Source organism: Sphingobacterium sp. BIGb0116 (assembly GCF_024808035.1).
In the GTDB taxonomy this organism is placed as follows: domain Bacteria; phylum Bacteroidota; class Bacteroidia; order Sphingobacteriales; family Sphingobacteriaceae; genus Sphingobacterium; species Sphingobacterium paramultivorum.
The window spans coordinates 38210-50460 of record NZ_JANUDT010000008.1; the positions used below are offsets into that span (position 1 = coordinate 38210).

The window sequence follows — 12251 nt, forward strand, 5'->3', positions numbered from 1 at the left end:
CCACAATATATTTTGCTATGATTTTGATAATTCGGTGATGAGCGCTTTTAGATATTCCGTAGCATCGGGATCAATGCGCTTCAAAGACTGCTGAAGTTGATCTGGATAAGTACTTTTTATTGCCATGATTGAACTTGCAATAACCATATAGGATTTGTCGGTTACAGCATTCAGAATTAGACTTTTGTATTTTTTATCTTTTGTCTGTGAAAGCTTTTGAATCGCAGAGGCACGGATAACAGATGCTTCGGATTTCTCTGCAAGTGTTAGGATGGTTTTTTCTGTTGACTTGCGAACCGCGGGATTGCTTAGATCGAGACCTTGAATCGCTGTTGCAGCAAGATCCGCATCGGTATCCGCCAATGCTTTTGTTAAGATTTGCTGGCTGATGGTATTTGTCGGATTTTTTGAGGCATAGGCAATCGCACCGACGCGGTTGGCAAATGAAGGGGCGTGCTCATATTGATATAGGTAGTCGCCATCTGATTTATCGATTTGAATTTGACCCACGAGTGTTTTTTCGGGATCAATATCAATAAATTCAACAGCAGCAGGTAATGGAATCATAAATTGAGCATTCCGCCTGTTGAGTTGAAAGGTCTGTCTGATCTTCCCATTTTTGGTATAGATATCGACGGCCAAGGGAAGCTGGAATGTCTGTACTGTAGAATCTTGAATTTGGGCTACATTCAGTATGACACTGTTCTCTCCGTTTCTTGTTGTGACCTTCAAAATTGGATGCCCGCCTTGGTAATACCATTGATTGAAGTACGGAGCCCAGTCTTTGCCGGTCACTTCTTCCATCGCTAGACGGAGCTGTTGCGGTTCACCGGTTTTAAAAGAATTGTCTGTCAAGTATTTTTTCAACGATTGATAGAACGCTTCATCACCCATTTGCTCTTTTAGGGCATAGAGAATCAATGAGCCTTTCGCATAGCTGATATTATCAAACATATCTTCTTTATCATGATAATGATAACGGGCTAAAGTCGGGCTTTTCCCATTTTTTGTCGATTTGAGATAGGACTGGAGTTTTTCAAATCTAGATTTATCTCCACGATCTTTACCGCCGTCGTGCTCACGCCAGATAACCTCGCCGAAAGTGGCGAAAGATTCATTCATGGTCAAATTGGACCAGGATTCTGCTGTGACCAAATCACCAAACCACTGGTGAAATAGTTCATGCGCAATCGTTCCTTCCTGATTATCGTCCAACAATTCGCGTTTTGTCTTTTGTACATGTTCGCCATGTAGTGTTGCACTTGTATTTTCCATGGCGCCTGAGACATAATCGCGACAGACTATCTGCGCATATTTATTCCAAGGGTAAGGAACACCCAATGTCTTGCTGTAGAAGTCCATCATCGCTGGTGTCTTACCGAAGATATCTTTGGCATAGGGCGCATATTTCGGTTCAAGATAGTAGTCAACGGGGATATTGTTGTATTTGTCCTGATAGATTTTAAAATCACCAACGGCCATCATAAATAGGTATGGGGCATGTGGTAAATCCATTTTCCAGGTATCTGTACGTGTGCCATCACTATTTTTCTGTTGATTGCTCAATGCACCGTTCGATAAACTTACATAATTGTCAAGAACGGTCATGGAGATTTCTGCTGTAGTCTTTTGGTTGGGGCGATCAATCGTCGGGAACCAGGCTGATGATGCTTCAGTCTCACCCTGTGTCCATATTTGACGAGGTTTGTTCGGCACGCGTTCATCAGGATTGATAAAATATAGTCCCTTAGCATCGTTAATCGCTGCGCTGCCCTGAACTTTTAATAAGTTGGGTTTTGCTGTGTAATCGAGGTATACCGTATATTGCTCCTTTGCAAGGTAATTACGGTCGAGCTTAATCAGTATCGAATGATCATCATAGGTATATTTTAAAGGAATCAATTGTGAGCCATTGACCAAAGAAACCTGTTTGATATCCATGCCTTTTGCATCGAGGCGAAGGGAGTCCGTTGGGTAGAAATGAGGTTTTAATGTAACCCACTCTTTTCCATTGAGGAATTGATTGGTATAGTCAAAATGTACATCGAGCTTGGTGTGGACAAGATCGTTGATCTTAGTAGGAGTGGCTCGATATTGTTGATCTATGGAAAGTTGTTGTGCTTCGCTTATTCCAATTTGAAGAATGGAAATTGACAAAGAAAGATATATGACTTTTTTTAACATTGTTGTAATATTTTCAAGATTTAAATAAATCTAAAGAAATTTCGGTTGCTATAAAAATATACCGCGAAGAAATATGTGTATAATGTTGTTGGATAGGTTGTTGTGAGTAAAAAAATGCAGGTGTATCGTATATTTTAAGATAAGAGATCGATAAATTTATTTATATTCAACTCAAATTGAATTTTCAGATGCTAAGTGAATAAAACTTAGGTTGGTTGAAACAAGTAGACGATTTTTTATGATAAACAAAAATTTTGGCCTTATTCTAATGATGATAGGTATGGCAGGTACGGCGACGACCGGTTATGGACAACAGTTGACATATCCGAAGACAAATAAAGGAACCGTCGTGGATGAATTTTGGGGTGAAAAGGTTGCAGATCCTTACCGCTGGTTGGAGGATGATCGTTCAGCTGAGACAAAAAACTGGGTACAGGCAGAGAATAAAGTGACTTTTGACTATTTGAATGCAATTCCATTCCGTACAAAATTAAAAGATCAATTAACCGAAATATGGAATTATGAAAAAATAGGGACTCCGTTTAAGGAAGGTGCATATACTTATTTTTTTAAGAATAACGGTTTGCAGCAACATGCTGTGCTTTATCGTAAACTAGGGGAGACGGGAGGAGAAGAAGTTTTCTTGGATCCAAATACATTCTCGAAAGATGGATCAACTTCATTGGCCGATGTTTCGTTTTCAAAGGATGGCAGCTTAGTCGCCTATTCTATTTCTGAAGGAGGATCAGACTGGCGGAAAGTCATTGTACTGAATGCCAAGGATAAGTCGCCTGTAGGTGAAACGCTAATGGATGTCAAATTCTCCGGTATTGCATGGAAAGGAAATGATGGTTTTTATTACTCGAGTTACGATAAGCCAAAGGGATCTGAACTTTCTGAAAAAACAGACCAACATAAATTATACTACCATAAACTTAAAACAGCCCAATCTACAGATAAATTGATTTTTGGTGGCCCTGCAACACCGAGACGTTATGTAGGAGCTTCATTAACAGACGATCAACGTTACCTGATTATTTCCGCTGCAAATACGACAACAGGAAATGAACTTTATTACCAAGATCTCAATCAGCCGAATGGCAAGATTGTCTGCCTACAAGATCATTTTGATGCAAATACAGGTGTCGTTGACAATATTGGGGATAGTTTCTTATTGGAGACGAACTACAAGGCTGCCAACAACCGTTTGGTAAAAGTTGATTTGAAGAATCCTGCCAAGGAAAACTGGAAAGATGTTATTCCAGAAACTGAAAATGTACTTTCGATCAGTACAGGTGGGGGCTATCTTTTTGCAAACTATTTGAAAGATGCCGTTTCGGTTGTGATTCAATACGATTATACAGGTAAAAAGATTCGGCAAATAGAATTGCCTGGTGTGGGTACGGCGAGTGGCTTTTCGGGTAAGAAAAAGGAAAAAGAAATCTATTTTGGTTTTTCAAATTACATTACACCTTCTTCAAGTTATACGTTTGACGTAAATTCTGGTCAGTCTACACTTTATATCAAACCTAAGGTGAAATTTGATTCCGATCAGTATGAATCGAAACAGGTTTTCTACACATCCAAAGATGGTACTAAGGTTCCGATGATTATTACGTACAAAAAGGGGATTGTCTTGAATGGGAAAAACCCGACGATTGTGTATGGTTATGGCGGCTTTAATATCAGCTTGACACCTGCCTTTAGTACTTCCGTTGCGGTTTGGTTGGCAAATGGTGGTGTTTATGCTGTTCCGAATTTGCGCGGAGGCGGTGAATATGGTCAGAAATGGCATGATGGCGGTAGACAGTTCAACAAATTGAATGTGTTTAACGATTTTATTGCCGCGGCACATTATCTTCAGGAGAATGGTTATACATCACCCGAGTATACTGCTTTATCGGGGGGATCCAATGGTGGCTTGCTCGTTGGGGCAACAATGACAATAGATCCCAAAGTCGCCAAGGTCGCACTGCCTGAGGTTGGTGTTTTGGACATGTTGCGTTATCATACCTTCACAGCTGGTGCAGGTTGGTCCTATGATTATGGTACGGTCAGTGATAGCAAAGAAATGTTTGATTATCTGAAAGCATATTCTCCGGTGCATAATGTGAAATCTGGAGTTTGTTACCCCGCAACGATGGTCTTTACCGGAGATCATGATGATCGGGTGGTACCGGCGCACTCCTACAAGTTTGCTTCCGAACTGCAGGCAAAGCAAGCTTGTGATAACCCAGTATTGATTCGTATTGAGACAAAAGCTGGCCACGGTGCTGGACGGTCAACAGAAGTTCTAATCAATAGTACAGTTGATAAATATGCTTTCGCGCTCTGGAATATGGGGGTCAAAGAATTAAAATAAGTAGACAGTTTTCCAATGCTCAAAGCATTATCTGTTGGTTCAAAGCACTGTCTGTAGAGCAATGAATAAAAAATCCGCGATCAAGTTATTGACCGCGGATTTTTTATTCATCGACGATTAGAATATCTTCTTATTGCCAAGTCTTTTCACCTTTTTTCATTTTTTGTAAGGTCGCTACATATTCTTCTTTTTGGGTAGCATCTGTGATCAGTGAAATTGCTTTTTCTTGCGTTTTAATAGCTTTTTCTTTTTCTCCAAGGCGATACAATATGTTTGCAAAAGTGTCTAGATACATCGGCGCATCTTTTTCTTTCTCATTGGACAATTTACTCCATTCCGCTGCTGCTTTTAAACAGGCAGGATCATTGCAGTTTTCAAAAATAGACCAAGCCATGTTGTTCAGTTCTGCGGCTGTGATGGTCGACCCATATTTTGCAATATATTTATTGAAGCTATCTCTTAAGCCCGGGTAATTTTTGGTATAACTGTAATAACGTGGTTGCATTTCGAGACTTGCTTTTTCTGTATTGACAGTTGGATATTTTTGGGCCAATTCTTTTTCTATGCTTGCGAAATCAACCGTTTCCTTTGCCTGGATTTTGGTATTTACGGCGTTGCTAACCAACAGCTGGGACAAGAAGTCATTTGCTTTTACTTTTTCACTAACGGCGTCAAATTTAGCAGGGTTATCTTTGATTAAATTAAAAGCCTTAGAATCGACAACATTCGCCGCCGAAAGTAATAAACTGATATTCTCCTTTGTAAAGATTTGATCTGTAGTCAAGGACGCTAATACGACTCCTTCCGCTTTTGCCTGTGTCTCTTGATCATAAGCTTCTTTGGCTGCCATAGCCATACTTTTGGCAATGTTTACATTAGTTGGGTCGGCATTAAATTTTGCTAATAGCGTTTCATATTGTGTATTTGGATCAAGTGATTTTTGTGCTTTCGCTATAAAATCGTCCGCTTCACCGCCACCAACGATACGATGCACAAGGGTACCTTTTGAATCAAAGATCAGAAAAGTTGGGTATGCCCTAACTTTATAATCTTTGGCAAAACGGTCGGCCTCTTCGTACCATGATTTTATATCTTCATTGTCATTCTTGGTTTTATCCATCTGAATTTTTGCATTGATAAACTTCGCATTGAAGAAATCACCTACTTTAGCTTGTGGGAAGATGGTACTCGACATATATTTACAAGGGCCACACCAGGTTGTAAAACAGTCTACAAAAATGAATTTGTTTTCTTTAGCCGCTTTTTCCTTAATCTGACTCCAGTTGAGCCCATGCTCAAATTTGACCCCCTCGCTTTGCGCAAATAGTAGGGTAGGAATTAGAAATAGCATTAAAATCAATTTTTTCATAATGTCGGTATTTTAGATTTTTAATTTAATCGTTCACATTGGTCGGGATAAGGTTAGTTCTCCCAAGTTTTTATTCCTTTCATCATTTTGTCCAGTGTTTCTTGATAGATAGGACGATCGTCCTCACTGGCCATTTCAATAGCTTTGTTTTGCCACTTTATGGCTTTTTCTTTTTCTCCTTTCTTATAGAGTAGGTTTGCATAGGTATCCAAGAATGCACTGCTTGGATCTTCAATGATGGATTTCTTGCTCCAGCTTAACGCGGATTCAATACATGCAGCATCACTGCTATTGTTAAAAATAGTCCAGGCAAAGGTATTTAATTGGTGTGGAGTAAAATCTTCTGACGAAAGGTAATCATTGATGGTATTCTTCATGGCTATATAATTCTTCACCTGAAGGTAATAGTGTGCTTTTATCTTCTTGAACATCGGGACGAAATCGATGTCTGGATATTTTGCAGCAAGTTCATTTTGATAACTATCCCAGTTGGGTTCATGTTTGGCATCTATTTTAATCTGAAATAATTCGTTGACGACAACATTTGCCAGTGTGCGGTTGGCAATACCTGGTGACTCTAATAGAATATCAATTTTCTCTTTATTGTTGCGAATAAGATTGAAAGCTTTTGAATTGGTGAATTTAGCAGCTGCCAATAAAATATGGACATTTTCTTTTTTGAATAACTCATCTGTGCCCAACGAATTTGCTAAAGTATTTTCTGCCCTTCGTGCTGTATTTTCATCGTAAGCGATATTCGCTGCTTTCAGCATCTGCTTGGCAGTGTAAATATCTTGAGGTCTTTTCTCGAATTTTTTTAACAGCGTGTAATACTGTGTTTCGGGATATAGTCCATCCATCACATGACCGACAAATTCGGGAGCATCACTTGCACCGACAATTCGGTGTACCACTTGCCCATTGGGATTAAAGATAAGAAATGTGGGAAAGGATTGAATGTTGTATTCATTGGAAATAGCACGCGCATCGGCATACCATTTTTTGACATTGGCATTGTCGGACTCTGTGGAATCCATTTGTACCCTGACACTAATGAAGTTCTGATTAATTGGCTGCCCCACCTGCTCTAAGGGAAAGATCTCATTGCTCATATATTGGCAAGGGCCACACCAGGTTGCAAATAGCTCTACAAAGATAAACTTGTTCTCAGCTTGTGCCCGCTCCTTTATTTGCTTCCAACTCAACCCTTCTACAAATTTCACCCCCTTAGTCTGGGCCTGAGCCAAATTCCCGAATAAAATTGTAAGACATAACGCGATTATACTTCTCATACTCACTCAACAAAAGATTCATAATTATGTTTAAGTTATTAAATTAATCTGAAAACAAAAACACCTCTGAAGTATTAATTTCAGAGGTGTTTTCGTGGACGGATAAATCGCTTATTTGATATTTATCTTCGATTTTAAATCTTTTGTTAGACCGTCTTTATGTAACATCAAAGAAGTTGTTTTATAACGTACAAATTCTTTTGATGCATATAAATAACCATGATAGTCATTTGTTGTGCCCCAAGAGTTTTTAACGATGTAATACTCTTTTCCGTTTTGATCTTTTACAAGACCTACAATATGCATACCGTGGTCATCTGTAGTTTGCCAGTTGTCGAAAGCTTTTTGTCTTTCTTCCGCTGTTACTTTTAACTCTGGTTTAGGACCAACAAACATCGTTGACTTTTCCTGATCTGTCATTTCCTCGAAAGGTTTTTCTGGTACATAAGCTACACCATTTTTCCAAGAGAACCCTTTTTCTGATACGTCAGTTGCCCAAGCTACAGTATAACCCTTTTGTAAAGCATTGTCGATGATGTCCGTTAAATCGTTCATCTTAACATTATAGAAACGGTCGAATGACCAGTTGTCAGGAATCAACAATACGAATTGGCTGTAGTATGGATGGTCACTTACCGAAGCAATACCTACGTAATCATCCGGATTGATACCGATTACCTGATCTGCAAAAGTGCGTGGTGTATAGGATTTACCGTTGTAATCAAATTTCTCAGGTACTTCCCCAAGATAAGAATCCATCGCTGCGGTATATGCTTTCTCCCAGTTTGTAGTTAATGTTTTGCCTTTTACTACTGCTCCTAACATCGCATCCAACATATTTGTCATTTCACCAAAGTTGTTACGTGTAGTACCGTAGTGAAGACCTGTGTAAGCAGATTGCGGCATTGTACCGTATTTACGGAATGAGTTCAAAACATCATGGAATTGACCACCTTCACCCAATGACAATCCACCATGAAGGCGAACATAAGTACGTGCTTTATCTAAGTACGTATTGCGCGCAGTATATATTTGGGAGATCTCAACTGGTTTTTTACCCATACGGATCATCTCTGACTCCAGGAAAGAATTACCTGAATAAGACCAACAAGTACCTGATGAACCTTGGTTTTTGATGGATGTGTTACCTAAATTGATAACTTCAGTAAATGTAAATCCAGATTTGCTATTGTCATTTTGATTTGCTTTTAGTGCATTGATCAAATTGTCCTGTGCTTGTACTTGGAATGAAGCTGCGAAAAGTGAAGCAGCTAGTACAATCGTTTTATTCCAATTCATTGTTAGTATTTTGTTAATTTAGTGTGGTGCTAAATTAAATAAATTAAATTTAGTAAGGTAAATTCCTCTGTAAAATAATTGTTCTTAAAAATCTACTATTTTTTTGCTAATCTTTTGTTGGAGAATAGGATATGTAAGAAGCGATAACATCAAATAGAAATGGTCAGAAATTTTTTCTGACCATGGTGTTTTGTATCGTTTATAATTTAGCGCTGATTACTGGTGTTTCTTGTCGAACAATGACCACCGGTAGGTTGTCAATAATCGCTTAATCAGCCGGTGAAGGCTTTTTTGGAAAAAGCAGCGAAGCAATGATACTCAACGCAAGTATGCCAACAATAACGATCAACGAATGTGTTGTTGTAAAACCTAATTCGGCCAACCAGTGATGCAGCAGCATCTTTAAACCAATGAAGACCAGCAAAAATGCTAAACCGACTTTGAGGTATTGGAATTTGTGGATAATATTGACCAAAAGGAAAAACATAGACCGCAATCCAAGTATGGCAAAAATATTGGAGAAAAATACAACATAGGCATCTTTGGTAACCGAGAAAATTGCAGGGATAGAATCCACAGCAAAAATCAAATCCGTAAATTCTATGACCAGTAATACAAGAAATAGTGGCGTCATATATTTCACTCCGTTCTCTACATGGAAGAAGTGCCCGCCATCTAATTTTGGTGTTACCTTAAAGTATCTGGAAGCGAATTTAACAACTGGGTGGTTTTGTGGATCTACTTCTTCTTCCTGGTTACGGTTGATAAACATTTTTACCCCTGTAAAGACCAAAAAAGCACCAAAAACATATAGAATCCAGCCGAATTTAGCAATCAGGGTAGCGCCAAGGAAAATAAATAAGAAACGCATAATGATTGCGCCCAAAATTCCCCATACCAAAACTTTATGGTAATAGCGCTCCGGAATCCCAAAAGATGTAAATAATAATACCATCACAAAGATATTATCTACGGATAGGGCATATTCCACAACGTAACCGGTGAGATATTCCAGACCAAGATTTTTGTTGTAGAGCTCGAGACTCGCCGCTAAATCACCCGGAATGATTTTAATATCATGGTGGTGTTTGGTAATGATTTCCTGAAGGTGGTCCAAGTCATGGATGTTGTGTAGTTCAAATCCATAGTGACGAAGAAGCCAATAGAAACCCAATGAGAATAAGACCCAGATGGCGCTCATGATGCTAGCCATCTTTAGGCTAACAGGCTTGTCGCCTTTGGAGAATAAGCCTAGATCTATTGCGAGCATAAGTGCAATAAAGATGAGGAATCCGCCAAAAAACATTAATTCGTGACTCATTTTATTTTTTTCTTTCTGTTGTATATTTTACCAGCTGCTCCAACCCCGCTTTGTATTCACTGTCGGGAAAGTCTTCCAAAATCCGGAAAGCGTCTTGTTGGTATTCCAGCATCTTATTTGTAGCGTATTCGAGCCCTCCGCTCTGGCGGACAAAGGCAATGACTTGGGCCACTTTGTGCGTATCTTCATTATGGTTTTTAATCAAATTAATGATTCTACGCTTTTCACTTGAAGTCACTTGATTCAAGGCATAGATTAGCGGTAAGGTCATTTTCTTCTCTTTGATATCATTGCCGAGCGGTTTGCCGACATCATCTAACCCAAAGTCGAATAAATCGTCCTTGATTTGAAATGCAATTCCGATTTTTTCACCAAATTGATGGAGCTTATCTATTGTTTCCTGATCTGCATTGGAAGAAGCCGATCCACAGGCACAGCAAGAGGCAATCAGGGAAGCTGTTTTCTTCCGTATGACCTCAAAATAAATAGATTCTTCAATATCCAGTTTACGGGCCTTCTCGATTTGAAGCAATTCACCTTCGCTCATCTGATCCACAGCTTCCGATACAATTTTTAACAAGTGATAATCCTGATGTTTTACAGAAAGGAGCAGGCCTCTAGACAGCAGAAAATCACCCACCAAAACAGCGATTTTATTTTTCCATAATGCATTGATGGAGAAAAAACCTCTGCGTTCGTAGGAATTGTCCACTACATCATCATGTACGAGTGAGGCGGTATGCAACAATTCTACAAGAGCAGCTCCTCGGTAGGTGGACTCATTAATGCCGTTGCATATACCAGCAGAAAAGAACACAAACATAGGCCGCATTTGTTTGCCTTTACGTTTGATCAGGTATTGTGTAATACGATCCAACAAGGGGACGGAGCTTTTCATTGAAGCTTTGAATTTTTTTTCAAAAGCCTCAAGTTCGTGGGCAATAGGGCGTTGGATCTCTCTTAATTTTGACATGAATTGGGGTGAAATACCAAAATAGTTAAAGCTTAAAGATAGTGATTTTGTTACAACTCTTCGACTGCTTTCTCAAGATTTTTGTACCATTCTTCACCATAGGTGCGGATGAGAGGATCCTTTAAAAATTTAAATACAGGCACCTGTAATTCTTTGCCAAATGAGCATGCATCTTTACAGATATGCCAACGGTCATAGTGAAGTACGTCGAATTCGGGATAATGTGTTGTCCTGATAGGATAGAGGTGACACGAAACGGGTTTGCGCCAATGGACCTCACCAAGTTCGTACGCCTTTTCGATAGCACATTTTGTAATGCCATTTTCCCAGGTCACATAAGCACATTCTTTATTTCCATCGACACAGGTGGTGGTTAGATCGCCATCAACATCGACAACATACTTCCCTTGCTCTTCAATCGCTTCAATGCCTTTCTCGGTCATATAGGGCTTTACTTTGGGATAAATTTCCTCCAATATAGCCTTTTCACTCTCCAATAAAGGGGCGCCTGAATCGCCTTCAATACAACAGATTCCTTTACATTTTGATAAATTACACACAAAGTCATTGTTGATTAGATCTTCGTGTACCAATACATTTCCTACTTCAATCATTCTAATTATTTTGAGTAGCTTGCTTTTTGTCCCAATTTGTATTTTAATCCACTGGCTTCGAGTAATTCTAATGTTACCGAGCCGATGAGAATATCTACATTGGCTTTGACCGGAATACGGTTGCCATCGTTGGTTACCCACAGATAAAGCTTGCTATTTTTTTTAAAGATACGTCCCGGTTTAATCTCAGGACTGAATTTGAGACATTCTAATGTGCCTAATTCCGTTTTTATTTTTTCTATTCCAATATATTGTATGCCTAAGGTGGCAATCTCATCATTCAAAAAATAAGTCAGCTTAAAAGATTCTCCTGGTTTAACAGTCGACAGATCTAAATTACGGGCGAAATAATAGGAAGAAAGCAAGTCGAAAGTCTGATCTACCTTCGAATTGAAAGTCCCTTTATTGCCTACAACGCTATTTGTCTCCTGGTTGAAGCGCACCTTATCATTCCGTCTATATCCACCTTCACGAATGTTCTCTGTATAATAATACGGTAAAAATGTTTTGCTGTTGATATACGAGTTGTATTCATTTTTTACGGTATATATCGCAAAGGCGCCAGCTGTTTTGCCGGCAGCGTATAGATGAAAGGAAGGGTTTCCAGCTCCGTCCTTGGTATCTTCAACGGTTAATGTCCCCGTGGCGGCTGAAATAAAGCCATAACGGAGTTTATATTTTAATTTCTCACCACCTTTAAATGCCGATTCTTTTAAATGCGGTAAATCTTGAGCGAAAGCAGTACTTACGATAACGGATAAGTAAAGGAGCAAAGTCGATATAAGTTTCATGTACGTAAGTTTACGAAATTTGTTTGAAAAAGAAATGTTAATTTCA

At 39.1% G+C, this 12251-nt stretch carries 9 protein-coding genes; 1 reads left to right on the top strand and 8 read right to left on the bottom strand.

From position 1 onward, the window contains the following. Positions 1-15: 15 nt before the first annotated feature. Complete coding sequence (locus M2419_RS18340) at positions 16-2184, bottom strand: M1 family metallopeptidase (RefSeq protein WP_159730686.1); 2169 nt, start codon at positions 2182-2184, stop codon at positions 16-18. A gap of 238 nt (positions 2185-2422) precedes the next feature. Between M2419_RS18340 and M2419_RS18345 the strand changes: the two genes are divergently transcribed. Next, complete coding sequence (locus tag M2419_RS18345; RefSeq protein WP_159730684.1) at positions 2423-4546, top strand: prolyl oligopeptidase family protein; 2124 nt, start codon at positions 2423-2425, stop codon at positions 4544-4546. Positions 4547-4676: 130 nt separating this feature from the next. On the opposite strand, the gene M2419_RS18350 is transcribed toward M2419_RS18345, so the two are convergent. From M2419_RS18350 to M2419_RS18380, 7 genes are all read right to left on the bottom strand, one after another. Beyond that, the gene (locus M2419_RS18350; RefSeq protein WP_159730682.1) at positions 4677-5915 is read right to left on the bottom strand and encodes a thioredoxin family protein; all 1239 of its coding nucleotides are present in this window, start codon (positions 5913-5915) and stop codon (positions 4677-4679) included. Positions 5916-5968: 53 nt separating this feature from the next. Further along, positions 5969-7207 carry a thioredoxin family protein gene (locus M2419_RS18355; protein ID WP_159730680.1) on the bottom strand — a complete coding sequence of 413 codons (1239 nt, stop codon included), beginning with the start codon at positions 7205-7207 and terminating at the stop codon, positions 5969-5971. A gap of 111 nt (positions 7208-7318) precedes the next feature. Beyond that, positions 7319-8506 (bottom strand): aminopeptidase C, encoded by a 1188-nt coding sequence (locus M2419_RS18360; RefSeq protein ID WP_159730678.1) that lies wholly within the window; start codon positions 8504-8506, stop codon positions 7319-7321. A gap of 268 nt (positions 8507-8774) precedes the next feature. Beyond that, entirely contained in the window at positions 8775-9827 is a 1053-nt protein-coding gene (locus M2419_RS18365) for a TerC family protein (RefSeq protein ID WP_159730676.1), read from the bottom strand. Position 9828: 1 nt separating this feature from the next. Then, positions 9829-10800, bottom strand: coding sequence for a polyprenyl synthetase family protein (locus M2419_RS18370; RefSeq protein WP_159730666.1), 972 nt, complete (start codon positions 10798-10800; stop codon positions 9829-9831). Between the two features lie 50 nt (positions 10801-10850). Beyond that, positions 10851-11414: a DUF3109 family protein gene (locus tag M2419_RS18375; RefSeq protein WP_046672325.1), complete on the bottom strand. Its 564-nt coding sequence runs from the start codon at positions 11412-11414 to the stop codon at positions 10851-10853. 5 nt (positions 11415-11419) lie between these two features. Next, the gene (locus tag M2419_RS18380; protein WP_153847495.1) at positions 11420-12205 is read right to left on the bottom strand and encodes a DUF3108 domain-containing protein; all 786 of its coding nucleotides are present in this window, start codon (positions 12203-12205) and stop codon (positions 11420-11422) included. Positions 12206-12251: the final 46 nt, after the last annotated feature.

Bases quoted from the DNA above. Each gene is read 5' to 3' on its own strand.
- M2419_RS18340 (WP_159730686.1), bottom strand. From the start codon at position 2,184: ATGTTAAAAAAAGTCATATATCTTTCTTTGTCAATTTCCATTCTTCAA.
- M2419_RS18345 (WP_159730684.1), top strand. From the start codon at position 2,423: ATGATAAACAAAAATTTTGGCCTTATTCTAATGATGATAGGTATGGCA.
- M2419_RS18350 (WP_159730682.1), bottom strand. From the start codon at position 5,915: ATGAAAAAATTGATTTTAATGCTATTTCTAATTCCTACCCTACTATTT.
- M2419_RS18355 (WP_159730680.1), bottom strand. From the start codon at position 7,207: ATGAGAAGTATAATCGCGTTATGTCTTACAATTTTATTCGGGAATTTG.
- M2419_RS18360 (WP_159730678.1), bottom strand. From the start codon at position 8,506: ATGAATTGGAATAAAACGATTGTACTAGCTGCTTCACTTTTCGCAGCT.
- M2419_RS18365 (WP_159730676.1), bottom strand. From the start codon at position 9,827: ATGAGTCACGAATTAATGTTTTTTGGCGGATTCCTCATCTTTATTGCA.
- M2419_RS18370 (WP_159730666.1), bottom strand. From the start codon at position 10,800: ATGTCAAAATTAAGAGAGATCCAACGCCCTATTGCCCACGAACTTGAG.
- M2419_RS18375 (WP_046672325.1), bottom strand. From the start codon at position 11,414: ATGATTGAAGTAGGAAATGTATTGGTACACGAAGATCTAATCAACAAT.
- M2419_RS18380 (WP_153847495.1), bottom strand. From the start codon at position 12,205: ATGAAACTTATATCGACTTTGCTCCTTTACTTATCCGTTATCGTAAGT.